Source organism: Zafaria cholistanensis, from assembly GCF_008580665.1.
Lineage (GTDB): Bacteria > Actinomycetota > Actinomycetes > Actinomycetales > Micrococcaceae > Zafaria > Zafaria cholistanensis.
In genome coordinates this window covers 89,618-108,220 of the sequence record NZ_BKDJ01000008.1, presented here as the reverse complement: position 1 = coordinate 108,220, position 18,603 = coordinate 89,618, and the positions used below count along the sequence as shown (strand labels likewise).

Sequence of the window (18,603 nt, the reverse complement as noted above, 5' to 3'; positions counted from 1 at the left end):
CCCCTAGCCTCCGATGGCGCTCATGGAACGGTCTGGCTGGACGAAGTCCTCCGCGCCCAGGCCCGCATGGTCCATGCCGTGGGCGCGCGGCTTGACCCACATGGCCGCCCGCCACCGCCGGGCCACCTCGGCGTCGGCGGCTCCCGAGCGCAGCAGCGCGGACAGGTCGGTTTCCTCGTGGGAGAAGAGGCAGCTCATGACGCGCCCCTCGGCGGTGATGCGGGTGCGGCGGCAGTCCGCGCAGAAGGGTTCCGTGACGGAGGCAATGATCCCGACGGTGCCCAGGATCCGGTCCGGCTCGGCGGGGCGGGAGACCAGGAAACGCTCGGCGGGGGCCCCTTCCCGTGCGCGCGGGTCCGGCGTGAGCAGGTGGGTGCGCTGCAGCAGGGAGCGCGTGTCGGCTGCGGTCACCATGTCCTCCCGGCGCCACCCATGGTCGGCGTCCAGGGGCATCTGTTCGATGAAGCGCAGTTCGTACCCGCGCTCCAGCGCCCAGGCGAGCAGGTCCGGGGCCTGGTCCTCGTTGACGCCGCGCATCAGCACGGCATTGATCTTCAGCGGGCGCAGCCCCGCCGCGTCCGCGGCCTCGATGCCGGCCAGGACCCGGTTCAGATGCGCGCGGCGGGTGAGCTTTTCGAAGGTGCCCGCATGCAGGGTGTCCAGCGAGACGTTCAGCCGGGTCAGGCCCGCCTCCGCCAGGGCCCGCGCCTTGGCCTCCAGGCCGACGCCGTTGGTGGTCATCGAGACCGGCAGGTGCGGGTGTTCGGCGCGCAGTCCGGCGACAATCTCCACCAGGTCCGCCCGGACCAGGGGTTCTCCGCCGGTGAGGCGCACTTCCCGCACGCCCAGGTCGCGGACCCCGATCCGGACCAGGCGCAGGACCTCCTCAAGGGTGAGCAGGCGGTTGCGCGGCAGCCAGGCCAGCCCGTCGGCGGGCATGCAATAGGTGCAGCGGAGGTTGCACTTGTCGATCAGGGAGATCCGCAGATCGCTCGCGACGCGCCCGAAGCGGTCCAGCAGCCGGGCCTCCCCGGCCGGAGCGGGCGGGGGCGCGGCCGGCCCGCTCCGGTCGGGGAGCCGCGGCATGCCCAGCGCGATGCTCACCGGTTGCCCCCGCGCCCGCCCGCCCCGGCGGCGGCTTCCGCGGGCGTGGCCGGATCCGGTTCGCGGCCGTGCCGGCCCGCCGCGCTAGGCATGGCCGCCGGCACCGCCGGGGGAGGAGGCGGCAAGGGATGGCTGGCGGGCCCGGGCCAGGGCCGCCTCCGTCGTGTGAAGGACCAGGAGTGCCGTGGTCACGGTGCCGACGCCGCCAGGGACGGGGCTCAATGCCGCGGCGACCTCGCCCACCGACGCCGGGTCGGCGTCGCCCACCAGCTGTCCGTCCTCCTGCACGTTGGTTCCCACATCGACCACCACCGCCCCGGGGCGGATATCGCTGCCGGTGAGCAGCCCCGCCCTGCCGGCCGCGGCGACGACGACGTCGGCGTCGCGCGTATAGCGGCCCAGCGGCTGTGAGCGGGAATGGCAGACGGTCACGGCGGCGTCCCGGTGGAGAAGCAGCTGCAGCAGGGGCTTGCCGACCACTGTGGACCGGCCCACGACGGCAACGGACTTGCCCGCCAGGGGGAACCCGTAGTGGTCGAGGACCTCCACCACCGCGCGGGCGGTCGCCGGCGCGAAGGCGGGCAGTCCGGCGGTCAGGCGGCCCAGGCTCAACGGATTGGCGCCGTCGATGTCCTTGTCGACGCTGATCTCGGCGGCGAGCCCGTCGGCTGAAACCCCCGGCGGCAGGGGCGTCTGCAGGATGATCCCGTGGGTGTTGTCATCGGTGCTGAGCCCACGCAGGACCGCAGCGATCTCCCCGGCCTGCGCGGTGGCCCCCAGGTCGAGGACCTCACACTCCACCCCGGCCTTCTCGGCGGCCCGGGCAATGGAGCGGACGTACCAGAGGGTGGCTTCGTTGTCGGTTGCCAGCACGACGGCGAGCCGCGGCGTAATGCCCCTGCCATGGAGTTCGCGCACATTGGCGCCGGTGGTTTCGCGCAATTGCCGGGCCACGGGCGGCCCGGCCAGGGCAAGCGCCTTCATGCCGCCACCTTTTCCCGTACCCGCCGCGTCACGGCCTGGGCCAGTTCGAGGGCGTCCTCCGCGCGGTCGGCCGCGGCCCGGAGGCCTTCCTGCGCCTCGGCCTCCTTGAGGGAGCTGATGTTGATATGGAGCGTTACCAGCGCCGTCGCGATCGCTGCCCGTGCAGCCTCGGCAGCCGCGGCGACATCGCTGATGACGTTCGGATTGCTGAAATTGACCAGGTCGTTGCTCAGTTCCACGATTTCCGTGGCCAGAAGGATGAGGGCCTGTGGCGGCGCGCCGGCCTCAAGCACTGCCTCCTGGATGGCTTCAGAGCGTGCGGTGCGTTCGGCCTCCGTACCGGCGGGACGCCCGTAAGCCGCGATCACCGCCCCAAAAGCTGACTCGTCGTCGTCCGCCGTCTGCAGGGAGGCGGAGATGATCTCCTCCGCCCGGGAGGCGATCTGCCGGGCCCGGTGCTCGTGTTCGGCGTACTTTTCTCCCGTGGTGTAGCGGGAAGCCATGGCGAGCAGGGCTGCGCCTTGGGCCGCATGCAGGGCCCCGGCGGCTCCCCCGCCGGGTGTCGGCTCCCGGGCGGCCAGGCGTTTCAGGTAGTCGCTGATAGTTTCCGAACCGATCATGGGCTGGTCCTTTGAGGTAGCTGGGCGGAACAGGGCTGGGTACGGCGCCGGCCCCCGGGTGCAGGCCGGCAGGGTGTATCCGGCGGACGGCCCGGCACGGGCCTCCTGCGGTTTGCCGTCGCCGCGGGTGAAGGCGTCGGCCTTTTCAGCGCGGTCCTCACTGTCGAGGCCGTCACTGTCGAGACCGTCACTGTCGAGGCCGTCACTGTACTGCTCCGGGGGGATTTCATGAAGCAGGAGGAGGCCGAGAGGGTGGGGCCGCCCATGCCACGGTCCAGGCCGGCCTTCTTGTAGTACCCGACGCCCTGGACCAGCGGCGTGGCACGGCTGCCAACGCCAACAATTGCTACCCGGATGGGATGAGTGGCGGCAGGGAAGGTGCCGCCGTCAAGGCTGAAGGTGCCGGAGGTGGCCAGGTTTTCCACGCGCGCGCCCGCCTTTGCCTCCACAGCGTCTTTCCGTGTGGCGGCAGTGGACTCATGTGCCATGGTGCAGGCGTTCCTTCCAGCCAGAACGGATCCTTCCCGGGTGCCGGCGCGGTCAGCAAATGGCCGGGAGCGCCCGTAGGGATGCTCGGGGTGCTCACGGGACTCCGCCGCCGTGCCGGGGCCTGCCAAAGGATCCCGCCGAAACCGATTCCGCAGTGACGCACGGGACGCAACAAGTCTCGGTATGTGCAACAGAGTGACCCACGTCGCTTTGCGGTGTCAACCCTCGACCGCTCGCCGGGCAGCTGCCGGGCCGGTGGCGGGGAGGGGCGGGTGACGGGGAATTGGGGGAGGAGTGTGACATTGGTAACCCAAAGTTGACAGCCTCCTGTGAAGTGAATCACTGTTGCTCATAATGAGTTAAGTTGATCAATGCACAACCGGGATCAATGCACTAATGGACTGCGGACAAGTGAGCCCTGTACCACCCATTCAGGCACCACTGGTTCGGGCACCCCTGATTAAGGCACGCCAACGGCTTCACGAGGATTCGGACGAGGCTCCGAATCTTCCACCCGGACCGATCTTCGACGGCCCCGTCCAGCCCTTCCCGCAACCCACACCATTTCCCTGACAAGGAGCAGCATCCATGGCACATAAGGTGAAGGCCGTCGTCGTCAAGGCCAAGAACGCCCCCGTCGAGATCGAAACCATCATCATCCCCGATCCCGGACCCGGAGAGGCCGTGGTCGACATCCTCACCTGCGGAGTCTGCCACACCGACCTGCACTACAAACTCGGCGGCATCGGGGACGACTTCCCCTACCTGCTCGGCCACGAAGCCACCGGCATCGTGACCGAAATCGGCGAAAACGTCACCGGCATCACCATCGGAGACCGCGTCATCCTCAACTGGCGCGCCGTGTGCGGCTCCTGCCGCTCCTGCGCCAAGGGCAAACCCCAGTACTGCTTCAACACCGCCAACGCCACCCAAAAAATGACCCTCGAAGACGGCACCCCCCTCTCCCCGGCCCTGGGCATCGGAGCATTCGCCGAAAAAACCCTCGTCGCCGCCGGCCAGTGCACCAAGGTCGACGAAGACGTCGACCCCGCCGCCGTAGGCCTGCTCGGCTGCGGAGTCATGGCCGGCATCGGCGCGGCCATCAACACCGGCGAAGTCACCCGCGGCGAATCCGTCGCCGTCATCGGCTGCGGCGGCGTCGGCATCGCCGCCATCGCCGGGGCCCAACTCGCCGGAGCAACCACCATCATCGCCGTGGACATCGACCCCGCCAAGGTCGCCCTCGCCCAAAAACTCGGCGCCACCCACGGCATCAACTCCTCCGAGACCGACCCCATAGAGGCCATCCGCAACCTCACCGGAGGATTCGGCGCCGACGTCGTCATCGACGCCGTCGGACGCCCCGAAACCTACACCCAGGCCTTCCACGCCCGCGACCTGGCCGGACGCGTCGTCCTCGTCGGGGTCCCCACCCCCGACATGAAACTCGAACTGCCCCTGCTGGAGATCTTCGGCCGCGGCGGATCCCTCAAATCCTCCTGGTACGGCGACTGCCTGCCCTCCCGTGACTTCCCCATGCTCGTGGACCAGTACAAACTCGGACGCCTGGACCTGGACGCCTTCGTCACCGAACGCATCACCCTGAACGACATCGAAGACGCCTTCCACAAAATGCACGACGGCAAAGTCCTCCGCTCCGTCGTCGAAGTGGCATCGGCCGGGGCGCTGTCCGGAACCGGGAGCCTCGCCGGACAGGCGGACCCCAAGGAATCCCTGGTTCGCTAGGGCCCACCCCTGGCGGACCCGGGTGCGGCCGTGCCGCCGGACCGCCAGGCTCCCCGCCCAGGGCAGCGCCCGGGCGCCTTACCTTTCACCAGCCCACATGTATCAGGAGGGCCAATATGGAACTTGGCAGACGGAACGCTCCCGTCAAAGACATCGACGAAAACGACCTTGAAGTGCATGGGCCCAAAACCGCGGCTGCGGGTGTGAAGGCCGTCATGGTTTCGCTCGACAGGGGCTTTTCGCAGGGAGGGGTCGCCCGGACCGTTCGCTCGATGCTGCGGGTGAACCAGCGTGGAGGATTCGACTGTCCCGGGTGCGCGTGGCCGGAGTCGATCACCGGGGCCCGGAAGCCGGCAGAGTTCTGCGAGAACGGCGCCAAGGCCATCGCGGAAGAGAACACCCTGCGCACCGTGACCCCCGAGTTTTGGGCCGCGCACCCGATCGAGGAGCTCGCCGGGAAGACGGAATACTGGCTGGGTAACCAGGGCCGGATCACTGAGCCCGTCGTGATCCGCGAAGGGGAGACGCACTACTCGCCAATCTCGTGGACCGATGCCTTCGAGCTCATTGGTGAACACATCCGTGCCACCACCCCGGACCGCTGCATCTTCTACACGTCGGGACGCACCGCCAACGAGGCCGCGTTCATGTACCAGCTCTTCGCCCGCTCGATCGGCACCAACAACCTGCCTGACTGCTCGAACATGTGCCACGAGTCCTCGGGCTCGGCGCTCAACCCGACCATCGGCATCGGGAAGGGCACCGTCTCGCTGGAAGACATGCACCACGCGGAGCTGATCTTCGTCGTGGGGCAAAACCCGGGGACGAACCACCCGCGCATGCTTTCCGCCCTCGCCGAGTGCAGGGAGAACGGCGGCAAGGTGGTCGCAGTGAACCCGCTGCCCGAGGCCGGCCTGCTCAAGTTCAAGGATCCGCAGGATCCCCGCAACCTGGCGCGCGGCGGGGCCCAGATCGCCGACGAATTCCTGCAGATCAAGGTGGGAGGCGACCTTGCCCTGATGCAGGCGCTGGGGCACCTCCTGCTGGAGGAGGAGCAGCGGCGTCCCGGGTCCGTGGTGGACGCGGAGTTCATCAAGGACAAGACCAGCGGATTCGAGGAGTACCGCCAGGCCCGCAGCAGCATCGACTGGGAGGAGACGGAGAAGGCCACCGGGCTTTCCCGGCTGGACATCACCCGGGTTGCCGGGCTGCTGGCGAAGTCCAAGGCCACCATCTTCTGCTGGGCGCTGGGCGTGACCCAGCAGCCGCATTCCGTGAACACCCTGCGGGAAATCATCAACCTGCTCCTGCTGCAGGGGAACTTCGGCAAGCCCGGCGCCGGTGCCTGCCCGGTCCGGGGCCACTCCAACGTCCAGGGCGACCGCACCATGGGCATCTGGGAGAAGCCGGCGGAATGGCTGCTGGAGGCCATTGACGCCGAATTCGGCATCACCAGTCCGCGGGCGCACGGGGTGGACGCCACGGAGACCCTGGAGGCGTTCGAGAAGGACGAGGTGGACGTCTTTGTCTCCATGGGCGGCAACTTTGCCCTGGCCTGCTCAGACACTGAGGTGCTCGAAGCCGGGATGAAGCGTGCCGGACTGACCGTGCACGTCTCCACCAAGCCCAACCGCTCGCACGTGGTGCACGGGAGGACATCCCTGATCCTGCCCACCCTGGGCCGCACGGACAAAGACGACAAGCACCCCTCGGGGGCACAGTTCCTCTCCGTCGAGGACTCGATGTCGGTCGTCCATTCCACCCAGGGGCGCCTGGAACCGGTCAGCGAGCACCTTTTGTCCGAACCGGTCATCATCGCCCGGATGGCCCAGGCCACCTTTGGGGAGGACCACCCCGTGGACTGGCGGGCGATGGCCGAGGACTACGACGTCATCCGCGACCACATCTCCCGCGTGCTGCCGGGGTTCGAGAACTTCAATGAGCGGATCCGGCAGAAGAACGGATTCGTGCTGCCGAACCCGCCGCGGGACACCCGGTCGTTCGCCACGGACATCGCCAAGGCGCGGTTCTCGGTCAGCCCCCTCGAGTACCTGCAGGCACCGGAGGGGCATCTGATCCTGCAGACCATGCGCAGCCACGACCAGTACAACACGACCTTCTACGGCCTGGACGACCGCTACCGCGGCATCTCCAATGGCCGCCGCGTCATACTGGTCAACCCGGAGGACCTGCAACAGCTGGGCTTCGCCGACCGCGAGCTGGTGGACGTGATCAGCACCTTCAACGGTGCGGAGCGCCGTGCGGACAAGTTCCGCCTGGTCTCCTATCCGACCGCCCGCGGGTGCGCGGCCGCGTACTTCCCGGAGGCGAACGTTCTGGTGCACCGGGAGCTGGTGGCCCGCGAGTCCAACACCCCGGGGTACAAGGCGATGACGGTCCGCTTTATCCGGCACGACTCCCCGCAGGGCAGCTAGCCACGGCTTGGTTGGTGCAGCGGGCTCAGGTGGTGGTGGGGTAGCCCATCCTGCGGCTGATTTCCAGCCCGGCCTGCTTGAGGGATTCGAGCAGGCCGGGCTGTTCCTTGGGCCGGAACCGGAAGGACGGGCCGGAGACGCTGACGCTGGCGATGACCTTGCCCAGGTGGTCCCGCACGGGCACGGCCGCGGCGTTGAGTCCGATCTCGTACTCCTCCTCGGTGAAGGCCAGCCCGGTCCGGGCGACCTCGAGCAGTTCCTTTTCCAGGCGCGGCCGCGAGGTGAGGGTCTGGGCGGTGAAGGCCGGAAGCCCGGTCTCCCCCAGGATCCGCTGGCGTTCCTCGGCCGGCAGCGCGGCCAGGAGGACCTTTCCGCTGGCGGTGGCGTGCAGCGGGGTCAGGCTTCCCACCCAGTCCTGGGTGGCCAGGGTGGCCGGTCCCATGGCCTGGTCCACGTTGACCGCGTAGTTGGCCCGCAACACGGCCAGGTTCGCGGTTTCCCTGTATTCCGCGGCCAAGTCCTGCAGGACCGGTCCGGTCTCCTGGACCAGGCTCAGCCGTCCGGGAATGGACGCGGCCAGGCGCAGGATGCCGAAGCCGAGCTGGTACTTGCCGCGTTCGCGGTTCTGCTGGACGATTTCCCGGGCCACCAGCGCTCCCAGAAGCCGGGAGGCGGTGGATTTGTGGATGCCCATTTCGGAGGCAACTTCGCTGACTCCTGCATGGCCTTCGCGCGAGAGGATCTCCAGCACGGTGATTGCCCGGTCCACGGACTGGACCCCGCCGTGCTGGGCGCCTTCGGCCGAATCTTCCCCGAGGGCTTCCGGCATCGCTTCTTCGTCCACACCTGCCACAGCACGGCTCCCTTTTGCTAGCCCAACTCCGTCATCCGGTCACAACCCCACCCTGACACATCTTCGCCAAACCTCTTCGCGAAACGCCCTACCGGGCATTACCCAACCGTACCGCTGTCCGGAACTCCCGCCACAGCGGCATCCTCGGCCGGCAGGAGTTCCGGCAGGGGCCGCTTAAATGGGGGGAGCGGGGGTGTTCTGAGCCGAATACCCCCGCTCCCCATCCGCGCGGCCGCAAGGCCGGGGTGGTTACTTCACCAGCTTCGGGTAGTGGATCGCCGCGGTCTGCGGGTGGGCACGCAGCCAGCCCTTCAGGACGTTGGCGCCATAGGAGGAGAGCATCGGGTTGTCCGGATCATCGGAGACGCCGCGGGCGTCAGCGGCGAGGTGCTCCGGCAGCGGTACGACGTCGATCGTCGCGTCCAGGCGCGGGGACCAGAAGAACGGCACGGAGTAGCGGTCCACGCCGGCCGGGGGCGCGGTGACGCGGTGGATGGTTGCCTGCAGGTAGCCGTTGGTCGCCACCTCCAGCATCTCGCCGAGGTTGACCACCAGTGCGCCCGGAATCGGCGGCACGTCGATCCATTCGTCCTGGCCGTAGGGCTTGACCTCGAGGCCGCCGACCTGGTCCTGCAGCAGCAGGGTGACGAACCCGTAGTCCGCGTGGGAGCCCACGCCCTGGTCACCGGCCTCCGGGACCAGCCCGCCGCCCACGTAGTGCACCAGCTTGCCCATCCAGGCCGGGGTGCCGGCGAAGGGCTCATCGAAGTAGTCGGCCGGCAGTTCCAGCGAGACGGCGATGGCGGAGAGCAGTTCCGCGCCGATCCTCGACATCAGCGCGGCCCAGTCCATCGCGGCCCGCTCCAGTTCCGGGAAGGACTCGGGCCACTGGTTGGGGCCCTGGAGGTTCAGGTAGGGGCGGTCCGCCGGGACGTTCTCCAGCGGCTCGCGCTCGGGGCCGTAGTCGATCTGCTCGCGGGAGTCGGCGCGGCCCTGCGTGATCTCGGTGCCCAGGCGCGTGTAGCCGCGGAACTGGGGGGAGTTGCGGTTGTCCAGCTTGAGGCGTTCCTCCAGCGGCAGCTTGAAGAAGCGCGCGATCGTGTCCAGCAGGGCCTCCGGCTGCCCCGGCGCGGCACCGTAGCCGGTGATCTGGAAGAAGCCGACGTTGTGGGTGGCGTCGCGCAGCGCGTCGATGAACGCGGGGTTGAACGTGCCGTCGGCCAGGCGGGCCCCGGACATGTCCAGAACGGGAACGGAGGTGCGGACTGTGTTCATGCCAGCAAGGTAGCAATCCTGTTACGCGCGGGGGTAGTGAATGTTACGGACGGTTCAGCGCTGTGTCGCAGTGTGACTCAGCCCTTGACTTTGGGGCCGTGCGGGGGCGCAGTCTCCGCCATCCGCCTTGGGTGCGGCCGCGCGGGCGCGGGGGGAGAGGAGGTCCCCGCGGAAGTGGGAAGAAAGCTGGTCATTCCAAGTATTGGGGGGAGTACCTAAGCTGGTGCCGTGATCTTCAAAGCGGTTGGCGACTCGCGCCCGTATCCGGAGCACAGCTGCGTGTCTCCACGCGACTGGGCCAAGGTCCCTCCGCGCCAGGTCCGGCTCGACGAACTGGTGACCACCAAGCGGACGCTGGACCTGGAGGCGCTGCTCGCCGAGGACTCGACGTTCTTCGGGGACCTGTTCCCGCACGTGGTCCAGTGGCGCGGCACAAAGTACCTGGAGGACGGGCTGCACCGGGCAGTCCGCACCGCGCTGCACCAGCGATCCGTCATGCACGCCCGGGTCCTGGTGCTGGACGACTAGCCAAGGAGCACGGGTGGACGCAAAAGAGGCAGGACGGCAGGATCCGCTCGAATGGCATGGCCACCGCATCGTCACGGAGGAGGATCTGGCCTACAGCTTCCCCGGCGCCCTGGATCCGGCTTCCCGGCGGCGGCGCACCCTGCGGCACGCGTTCCATGCGGCGGTGCTGGTGTTTTTGGTCCTGCTGCTGGCCGTTTCCGTCGCAGGCGCATACCTGCTCCTGACCCGGCAGATGGTGATTCCGGCCTGGGAGTACACCCCGACCCCGGCCGCCTCCGCCGCGGTGTCCGGCTGTCCCCGCGACATCCTGGCCTACGCCGAGCCGGGCACCGCCGTCGTCAATGTCTACAACGGCACCCGCATTCCCGGCCTGGCCAGGAAGGTGGCGGAGGATCTGCGGCAGCGCGGCTTCCAGGTCGGGGAGGTGGGCAACCGGACGCTCAGCAACACCAGCATCGTCGCGGCCGTGGTCTCCGGAACCGACGGGAGAACGGCCGCGCTGACCGTCCAGCGCCACATCAAGGGGACGGAGTACGTGGCCGACGCCCGGATGGGGGCGGCGGCCGTGGACCTGGTGGTGGGCCGCAAGTACGTGGGGCTGGTGGATGCGGAAAGGGTCTCCACGGAGGAGGGCCGGCTCAGCTGCCCCCGCGACGAGGGGTGACGCGAGGGGCAGGGCAGCCGGCCGCCGGGCCCAGGGCAGCCGGCCGCTAGGCGCAGCCGTCGGGGCCGCAGGCCTGCCCGTCTCCATGGGTGCTGTGTCCCTCGCCGCTGTGTCCCCCGCCGCTGTGTCCCTTGCCGCCGTGGGCGCCGATCAGGGTCAGGCCGGATCCGCGGATCTCATCCCACACCTGCGTCAGCGCCTGCTCGAACAGTTCCGGGGGCTGGGCGCCGGAGACTCCGTACTTGTTCTCCAGCACGAAGAACGGCACCCCGGTGATCCCCAGGGCGCGGGCCTGGGCGATGTCGGCGCGCACCTCCTCCGCATAGGCGTCGGATTCCAGGACCCGCACGACGTCGGCGGCCGGCAGCCCGGCCTCCTCGCCGAGGGTGCGCAGCACCTCCCGGTTCCCGGTGTCCAGGCCGCGTTCGAAGTGCGCGGAGAGCAGCGCCTCCTTCACCCCGTTGCCCAAGCCGTGCTCCTTGGCCAGCGCCAGCAGGCGCAGGGCGGTGAAGGAGTTGGCCGGGCGCAGCGAGGCAAAGTCGTAGGAAAGCCCCTCCCCGGCGGCCTGTTCGGTGACGTGGGCGAGCATCTGGCGCACCTGCTCCGGGGCCAGGCCCTTGACCTGCGCCAGGTACTCCTCCTCGGACCCCTCGTAGTGCTCGGGCAGGGAAGGGTCCAGCTGGTAGGCATGCCAGGTGATGTCCACCTGGTCCTTGAACGGGAGGGCGTCCAGCGCCTTCTCGAAGCGGCGCTTGCCGATGAAGCACCAGGGGCAGGCGATGTCGGACCAGATGTCGACGCTCAGTCGGGGAGTATTCACCCTGGGTGCAACCGGGTCTCCGGGGGCGGTATTCCCGCGGCCCGGGAACCTTTGCCCCACGGGATGCCTAGGAGCCCACCGCCTGGGCGACTTCGCCGAGGAGGAAAGAGGACACGAGCGCGGCCGGCAGCAGTGTTCCGGCCAGGACCAGGGCGGAGCGGTCATGGCGGGCGGTGACCGTGAACAGGCCGGCGGCGATCGCCAGGAGCCCCACCCCCAGCCCGGCCACTGCAAAGTGGGTCCCGAGCAGGATGACGGCCGCCACGAACAGTCCCAGGGTCAGGTACCCGGCCGGCGTGGAGGGGGCGATCGTCAGCGCCTCGCCCCGGTTGTGGTGGTCGGCCAGGATACCGATGCCGGCGCCGGTGAGGAGCACCACCACGGCGGTGTTGCAGGCCACCAGCCGGTAGGGGTCCCCGGGGACCAGGAAGGCCACGGGCAGGCCCACCAGGCCCACCGCCACCAGCCCCAGCGAGACCCTGCCGGCAGTGCCCGCCGCAAAAATCCTCATTGCCATCACCTTCGACGGACCGGCCCCCCACTGAATAACGCTGGCGGAACAGCGCTGGCCAAACACCCGCAGAACCCTCCGGCGCAACCGCTCCCGCGCCCCGGGCATGGCGTGGGGCGCGGGAGCGGGAGAGCTAAATGTCCGGGGGGTCCGGGGCCTCCTCCGGCTCGGGCCCGTCCTCCGGATCGTCGTCGGGGATCACGGGACGTTCGCTGTCGAGCAAGGCATCGTCGTCCGGCGGGCCGACGCGGCGGGCATCCTCCGCGTCGATCCTGCCATCGGCAAGGGCGTCGCTGTCGGCGGGGTCCGGGGGGTCCACATTCGTGCCCATGGCGGGTCTCCGTTCGTCGGGGCACCAACGCTAGGCGAAGCCCCCGCCCCGCCTCAAGGGGTGGGGCGTCCCTCCTGCCGGAGCGGCGGCCCCTGATGGCGCCCGTGGACCAGATGGTAGACGCCGATAGCCGCGACGGCGAGCGCGGAACAGGCCGCATACATGCCCTGGAAGCCGGCGGCCGGAACCAGGAGGCCCAACGCCACCGGCCCCAGGCCAACGCCGACGTCGAGCACCAGGTAGAAGGTGGAAACCGCAGTGCCAATGTGCGTGGACGGCACCTTGGAGACGGCGATCGCCTGCAGGCCGGACATCAGGGTGCTGTAGCCGAAGCCGGCCAGGAGGGCAGCCGCGGCGATCGTCGCCGGGGAGGGCGGGAACGCCAGCATTCCCACGCCCGCCGCGAAGGCGGCCAGTGCCGGATAGATCACGGCGTTGTCCCCGTGCCGGTCCTGGAGCCGTCCCATGAACAGCCGGGAAAACGCCACCGCCACCGCATAGGTCAGGAAGAACCCGCTGGCCGCGTTCGCCACCCCGCGGGAGTCCGCGTAGGAGGCCAGGAACGCGACGACGCCCGAATACCCCACTCCGGTGAGCAGGATGACCATCGTCACCGGCAGCACGGTCCGCTCCACCAGCGAGGCCAGGAACCTGCCCTGCCGCAGCCCGCCCTGCCGCAGCCCGCCCTGCCGCAATCCCGGCTGGCCCGCGGCGGGCCGGGTCCGTTGGGGCCGCCGGGGCATGCGCAGCATCAGCGCGATCACAAAGGACGCCACGGAAAAGGCGGCACTGGCGTAGAAGATGGCGGTGTAGTTGCCGCTGCTGGAGAGGGAGACGGCCAGGAACGGGCCGGTCGCGGTGGCCAGCGTGGCGGAAAGGCCGTAGTAGCCGGTGCCTTCGCTGCGCCGGGCGGGGGGAATGATGGCCTGGACCGAGGCGCCCAGGGCCGTGTTCCCGGCCCCGAACGCCACGCCGTGCAGGAAGCGCAGTCCGATCAGCCCCGGGAGCGTTTCGGCGGGGATGTACAGGAGCGAGAACACCACGAAGGCGGCCAGTGAAACCATCAGCATCCGCTTGCGTCCCACGACGTCCAGCAACCGCCCCGCAAACAGCCGGGCCAGGATGGAGCCGATGATGTAGGCGCTGGAGGCCAGTCCCGCGGCGCTGTCCGAGGCCTGGAAGCGCTCGGCGGCGTAGAGGGCCATGGAGGTCAGCAGCAGGTAGAACACCATCATGGAGAAGGCGTTGGCGCCGAAAGCCAGAATGAAGTCCCGGCTCCAGAGCCGTGCGGGCGGGCGGCTGTCCCCGGTCACCTGGTTCCTCGATTCCGTTCCCCGCGCCGGCACGGGCCACCGGGCGCACGGCTCCCATTATGGTCTGCACGCCCTGCCGGCTGGCACCCACCCGTTCCCGCACGCCAAACGGCGGGTCTCCTGGCGCCATTGCCAGGAAACCCGCCGTCGTTCCGGCGGCCGCGCCGGCAAGAACGCGGCCGCAATGCAACCCGGCCCTACACGGTGGTCATGACCTTCAGCGGCGATTCCTCGCAGAGGAAGCGCGAGTACGCCGGCAGGGTCAGGAACGCCGGGAACTCTTCGGCGAGCGCGCACTCGGCGAAGATCTCGCGGGCGTCCTCGAAGCGGTCGTCCTCGAAGCGCTCCAGCTTCGAGAACTCCTGCTCCAGGAGCTCCTCGACCCAGTGGCGGGTGATGATCTCGCCCTCGTCGGTGACGGCGTGCTGGTGGATCCACTGCCAAATCTGGGAACGGGAGATCTCCGCGGTGGCGGCGTCCTCCATCAGGTTGTGGATGGCCACCGCGCCGTTGCCGCGCAGCCAGGACTCGATGTAGCGCAGGCCCACCTCGATGTTGTTGCGCAGCCCCGCCTCGGTGATGAGTCCCTGGGTGCCGGCGATGTTCAGCAGCTCGCGGTCATCCGGGATCACGTCCTCGCGCTGGCGGTCCCGCTGGTTGGGACGCTCGCCCAGCACCGAGTCGAAGACCTCCCGGGCCACCGGAACCAGGTCCGGGTGCGCCACCCAGGAACCGTCGAAGCCGTCGTTGGCCTCGCGGGTCTTGTCCGCGCGGACCTTCTCGAACGCGACCGCGTTAGCCTCCGGGTCGCGGCGGTTGGGCACGAACGCGGCCATCCCGCCAATCGCCATCGCCCCGCGCCGGTGGCAGGCCCGGACCAGCTGCTCGGTGTAGGAGCGCATGAACGGGGCGGTCATGGTGACCATGTTGCGGTCCGGGAGCACGAAGCGCGGGCCCCGGTTCCGGAAGTTCTTGATCACCGAGAAGATGTAGTCCCAGCGGCCGGCGTTCAGGCCCGCGGCGTGGTCGCGCAGTTCGTAGAGGATCTCCTCCAATTCGAACGCGGCGGTGATCGTCTCGATCAGCACGGTGGCGCGGATGGTGCCCTGCGGAATGCCCAGCAGGTCCTGGGCCAGGACGAAGACGTCATTCCAGAGGCGCGCCTCCAGGTGGTTCTCCGTCTTGGGCAGGTAGAAGTACGGGCCGCGGCCCTGGGCGATCAGGCGCTGGGCGTTGTGGAAGAAGTACAGCCCGAAGTCCACCAGGGCCCCGGCCACCGGCTCCCCGCCCACCAGCAGGTTCTTCTCCGGCAGGTGCCAGCCGCGCGGGCGCACCACGATGGTGGGCAGGTCGGTCAGGCGCTCGCCGGAGAGCCGGTACTTCTTGCCCTCCGGGGAGGTGAAGTCGATCCTGCGGTCCAGAACGTCACGCAGGTTCAGCTGCCCGTTGACCACGTTGGACCAGGTGGGGGTGGAGGAGTCCTCGAAGTCGGCGAGCCAGACCTTCGCGCCGGAGTTCAGCGCGTTGATGGTCATCTTCCGGTCCACCGGTCCGGTGATCTCCACGCGGCGGTCTTCCAGGCCCGGGGCCGGGGAGGGGACGGACCAGGTGGCGTCCTCGCGGATGTGCCGGGTTCCGGGCAGGAAGCGCGGGTCCGCGCCGCGGGCAATCTGGTTCCGGCGGACCTTGCGCGCCCGGAGCAGCTCCTGGCGGCGGTCCTCAAAGGCGCGGTGCAGCGTGGCCAGGAAAACCAGGGCCTGGGGCGTGAGGACTTCCTCCTGCCGGCAAACCGGCACCGCGGTGAGGGTAACTCCGTTGAGGGTGATCGGATCGTTCATGGTTCTGGCTCCTGCCTGGAAAAGTTCTGGTGTGCGACGGCGGCGCGGTGGTCCGGTGCTGCGTGGAGACCGCGCCGCCATCAAACGGGGTGGGGTATTAGTGGAACTGGCCCTCTTCGGTGGATCCCACCAGGGCGAGGGTGGAGGCGTTCGGGTTGAGCGCCGTGGAGATGGCGTCGAAGTAGCCGGTGCCGACTTCGCGCTGGTGCTTGGTGGCGGTGTAGCCGCTGGACTCGGCGGCGAACTCGCGCTCCTGGAGTTCCACATAGGCGCTCATGCCGCGCTCGGCGTAGCCGGAGGCGAGGTCGAACATCGAGTGGTTCAGGGCGTGGAAGCCGGCCAGGGTGATGAACTGGAAGGTGAAGCCCATGGCGCCGAGCTCGCGCTGGAACTTGGCGATGGTGGAGTCGTCCAGGTGCTTCTTCCAGTTGAAGGACGGCGAGCAGTTGTAGGAGAGCATCTGGTCCGGGAACTCGGACTTGACGGCCTCGGCGAACTTGCGCGCCAGCTCCAGGTCCGGGGTGCCGGTCTCCATCCAGATCAGGTCCGAATACGGGGCGTAGGCCTTGGCGCGGGCGATGCAGGGCTCGATCCCGTTGCGGACCTTGTAGAAGCCCTCCGCGGTGCGCTCGCCGGTGATGAATTCCTGGTCCCGCTCGTCGACGTCGGAGGTGATCAGGGTGGCGGCCTCGGCGTCGGTGCGGGCGATGATGACGGACGGGACGTTGGCCACGTCCGCGGCCAGGCGGGCGGCGTTCAGCGTGCGGATGTGCTGCTGGGTGGGGATCAGGACCTTGCCGCCCAGGTGGCCGCACTTCTTCTCCGAGGCGAGCTGGTCTTCCCAGTGCACGCCCGCGGCGCCGGCGGCGATCATGGACTTCATCAGCTCGTAGGCGTTGAGCGGGCCGCCGAAGCCGGCCTCGGCGTCGGCGACGATCGGCACCAGCCAGTCCTCGACGGACTGGATGCCCTCGGAGTGCTCGATCTGGTCGGCGCGCAGCAGGGCGTTGTTGATGCGGCGGACCACCTGCGGGACCGAGTTGGCCGGGTAGAGGGACTGGTCCGGGTAGGTGTGGCCGGAGAGGTTGGCGTCGGCGGCAACCTGCCAGCCGGAGAGGTAGATGGCGCGCAGGCCGGCCTTGACCTGCTGCACGGCCTGGTTGCCGGTCAGGGCGCCGAGGGCGTTGGTGTAGCCGCCGTTGGGGGCCTCGGTGGTGAGCTGGTTCCACAGCTTCTCCGCGCCGCGGCGGGCGAGGGTGTGCTCCTCCTGGACACGTCCACGGAGACGGACAACGTCCGCGGCCGAGTAGTCCCGAGTGATACCGTCCCAGCGGGGGTTGGCGTTCCACTCGAGCTCCAGGGCCTCTTCGCTGGAAGCGGGGGTGTTCTGGTTCTCAGTCATTGCGGTCTCCTTGGAGGGGGTTCGGTGTGCCGGCGACGTTGCCGGTTCCCGTTTTCTTTCCTGTGCCAACTACTTTTCCGCGGATCTTCGAGGGCCTCTAGGGGTTTTCTCTGGAAAGAAATGCAGTTCTTCGCGTATCCTCAAGAAGTGACCCAATCCACGTGGAACCGTTCCCCGAAGCCCGCCTCCCGGAGCGTCGGTGGCGCCGCCGGCGCCCCGGATGCCGCGAACGACGCCGGCACGGACGTGATCGCCCTCGGCCGCCGCGTGCGCCACCTGCGCAAGGCCAAGGGGCTGACCCTGGACGCGCTGGGGGAGCTGGTCGGCTCCGCCCCTTCGCAGTTGTCTTTGATCGAAAACGGCAAGCGCGAGCCCCGGCTGGGGATGCTCACCGCGCTCGCCTCGGCGCTGGGCGTGGGCGTGGACGAGCTGCTCGGCACCGAGCCGCCCAGCCGCCGCGCGGCCCTGGAGATTGCCTTGGAGCGCGCCCAGCGCGGGCCCCTCTACGGGTCCCTCGGATTGCCGAAAGTCCGCGTCAGCTCGCGGTTGCCCCTGGATGTGCTGGAGGCGCTGGTGGGGCTGCAGCATGAGCTGGAGCGCCGCCTTGACGAGCAGGCTGCCACCCCGGAGGAGGCCCGCCGGGCCAACACCGAACTGCGCGTGGAGATGCGGGACAGGAACAACTACTACGGGGAGATCGAACGCCAGGCGCAGGAGCTGCTTGCCGCCGTCGGGCACTCCTCCGGACCGCTGTCCCACAACGTGGCCGCGGACCTGGCCGATCACCTGGGGTTCGCGGTGCGCTTTGTGGGAGACCTGCCGCATTCGACGCGCTCGCTGACGGATTTGAAGAACCGCAGGATTTACCTTTCGCAGGGCCGCTCCAGTGATTCGGACCCGCGGACGGTGCTGCTGCAGGCGCTGGGACACTACGTGTTGGGGCACCAGACGCCGGTGGACTATTCCGATTTCCTGCGCCAGCGCGTCTACACCAACTACTTCGCCGGGGCGCTGCTGATGCCGGAGCAGGCCACCGTGGAGTTCCTGCGCCAGCGCAAGGCCGCCAAGGAACTCGCCGTGGATGACCTGCGGGACGCCTTCGCGGTCTCCTACGAATCCGCCGCCCACCGCTTCACCAATCTGGCCACTGAGCACTTGGGCCTGACCTGCCACTTCCAGAAGGTCCACGAGTCCGGGATCATCCACAAGGCCTATGAGAACGACGGCGTGAATTTCCCGGCCGACCACACCGGGGCCATCGTGGGGCAGTCGGTGTGCCGGTACTGGACGTCCCGGGCGGTGTTCGAGGTGCCGGATAAGTTCCGCTCCTACGAGCAGTACACGGACACGGTGACCGGGACGTACTGGTGCACCGCGCGCACCGAACGGCACTCCTCCGGAACGTATTCGCTCTCCATCGGGGTGCCGTTCCAGCATGTGAAGTGGTTCCGGGGGCGGGACACCACCGAACGTTCCAAGTCCAGGTGCCCGGAGGAGTCGTGCTGCCGGCGCCCGCCGGCGGCCCTGTCCGAGGTGTGGGCCGGCCAGGCCTGGCCGGCGGCGCGAGCGAATACGCACCTGCTGGCGGCGATGCCGTCCGGTGCGTTCCCGGGGGTGGACGAGACCGAGGTGTATTCGTTCCTGCAGGCGCATGAGGGGCGTTAAGCCGGCGCACCTAGTGCCATATGGT

The 18,603-nt window shown here is 69.0% G+C and carries 16 protein-coding genes; 5 read left to right on the top strand and 11 right to left on the bottom strand.

Annotated elements, in window-relative coordinates; genetic code table 11:
• Window positions 1-3 precede the first annotated feature (3 nt).
• From moaA to NCCP_RS09100, 3 genes are all read right to left on the bottom strand, one after another.
• Window positions 4-1,104 carry a GTP 3',8-cyclase MoaA gene (gene moaA, locus NCCP_RS09110; protein WP_414727718.1) on the bottom strand — a complete coding sequence of 367 codons (1,101 nt, stop codon included), beginning with the start codon at window positions 1,102-1,104 and terminating at the stop codon, window positions 4-6.
• Between the two features lie 84 nt (window positions 1,105-1,188).
• Window positions 1,189-2,088: a bifunctional 5,10-methylenetetrahydrofolate dehydrogenase/5,10-methenyltetrahydrofolate cyclohydrolase gene (locus NCCP_RS09105; protein WP_149956928.1), complete on the bottom strand. Its 900-nt coding sequence runs from the start codon at window positions 2,086-2,088 to the stop codon at window positions 1,189-1,191.
• On the bottom strand, window positions 2,085-2,708 hold the full coding sequence (locus NCCP_RS09100; RefSeq protein WP_149956995.1) for a cyclodeaminase/cyclohydrolase family protein: 624 nt from the start codon (window positions 2,706-2,708) through the stop codon (window positions 2,085-2,087). The genes NCCP_RS09105 and NCCP_RS09100 overlap by 4 nt, the downstream gene beginning before the upstream one ends.
• Before the next feature lie 1,077 nt (window positions 2,709-3,785).
• Here NCCP_RS09100 and NCCP_RS09095 point away from each other — a divergent pair.
• Entirely contained in the window at window positions 3,786-4,943 is a 1,158-nt protein-coding gene (locus tag NCCP_RS09095; RefSeq protein ID WP_149956927.1) for an S-(hydroxymethyl)mycothiol dehydrogenase, read from the top strand.
• A gap of 116 nt (window positions 4,944-5,059) precedes the next feature.
• Window positions 5,060-7,378 carry an FdhF/YdeP family oxidoreductase gene (locus NCCP_RS09090; RefSeq protein ID WP_149956926.1) on the top strand — a complete coding sequence of 773 codons (2,319 nt, stop codon included), beginning with the start codon at window positions 5,060-5,062 and terminating at the stop codon, window positions 7,376-7,378.
• Window positions 7,379-7,403: 25 nt separating this feature from the next.
• Here the strand turns inward: NCCP_RS09090 and NCCP_RS09085 are convergent, their stop codons facing one another.
• A complete protein-coding gene (locus NCCP_RS09085; RefSeq protein ID WP_149956925.1) occupies window positions 7,404-8,207 on the bottom strand; it encodes an IclR family transcriptional regulator in 804 nt (267 codons plus the stop codon).
• A gap of 273 nt (window positions 8,208-8,480) precedes the next feature.
• The gene (locus NCCP_RS09080; protein ID WP_149956924.1) at window positions 8,481-9,506 is read right to left on the bottom strand and encodes an isopenicillin N synthase family dioxygenase; all 1,026 of its coding nucleotides are present in this window, start codon (window positions 9,504-9,506) and stop codon (window positions 8,481-8,483) included.
• Between the two features lie 228 nt (window positions 9,507-9,734).
• On the opposite strand from NCCP_RS09080, the gene NCCP_RS09075 reads away from it, so the two are divergent.
• Both NCCP_RS09075 and NCCP_RS09070 read left to right on the top strand, forming a co-directional pair.
• Entirely contained in the window at window positions 9,735-10,034 is a 300-nt protein-coding gene (locus NCCP_RS09075; protein ID WP_149956923.1) for a type II toxin-antitoxin system VapB family antitoxin, read from the top strand.
• A gap of 13 nt (window positions 10,035-10,047) precedes the next feature.
• Entirely contained in the window at window positions 10,048-10,698 is a 651-nt protein-coding gene (locus tag NCCP_RS09070; protein WP_149956922.1) for a LytR C-terminal domain-containing protein, read from the top strand.
• Between the two features lie 46 nt (window positions 10,699-10,744).
• On the opposite strand, the gene NCCP_RS09065 is transcribed toward NCCP_RS09070, so the two are convergent.
• From NCCP_RS09065 to aceA, 6 genes are all read right to left on the bottom strand, one after another.
• Window positions 10,745-11,518 carry a DsbA family oxidoreductase gene (locus NCCP_RS09065; RefSeq protein ID WP_225873768.1) on the bottom strand — a complete coding sequence of 258 codons (774 nt, stop codon included), beginning with the start codon at window positions 11,516-11,518 and terminating at the stop codon, window positions 10,745-10,747.
• Window positions 11,519-11,585: 67 nt separating this feature from the next.
• Window positions 11,586-12,029 (bottom strand): hypothetical protein, encoded by a 444-nt coding sequence (locus tag NCCP_RS09060; protein WP_149956920.1) that lies wholly within the window; start codon window positions 12,027-12,029, stop codon window positions 11,586-11,588.
• A 133-nt stretch (window positions 12,030-12,162) separates the two neighbouring features.
• A complete protein-coding gene (locus NCCP_RS09055) occupies window positions 12,163-12,360 on the bottom strand; it encodes a hypothetical protein (protein ID WP_149956919.1) in 198 nt (65 codons plus the stop codon).
• Between the two features lie 53 nt (window positions 12,361-12,413).
• On the bottom strand, window positions 12,414-13,673 hold the full coding sequence (locus NCCP_RS09050; protein WP_149956918.1) for an MFS transporter: 1,260 nt from the start codon (window positions 13,671-13,673) through the stop codon (window positions 12,414-12,416).
• 197 nt (window positions 13,674-13,870) lie between these two features.
• Complete coding sequence (aceB, locus tag NCCP_RS09045) at window positions 13,871-15,511, bottom strand: malate synthase A (protein WP_149956917.1); 1,641 nt, start codon at window positions 15,509-15,511, stop codon at window positions 13,871-13,873.
• A gap of 97 nt (window positions 15,512-15,608) precedes the next feature.
• Entirely contained in the window at window positions 15,609-16,913 is a 1,305-nt protein-coding gene (gene aceA / locus NCCP_RS09040; protein ID WP_149956916.1) for an isocitrate lyase, read from the bottom strand.
• 120 nt (window positions 16,914-17,033) lie between these two features.
• Between aceA and NCCP_RS09035 the strand changes: the two genes are divergently transcribed.
• Window positions 17,034-18,578, top strand: coding sequence for a helix-turn-helix transcriptional regulator (locus tag NCCP_RS09035; RefSeq protein WP_149956915.1), 1,545 nt, complete (start codon window positions 17,034-17,036; stop codon window positions 18,576-18,578).
• Window positions 18,579-18,603: the final 25 nt, after the last annotated feature.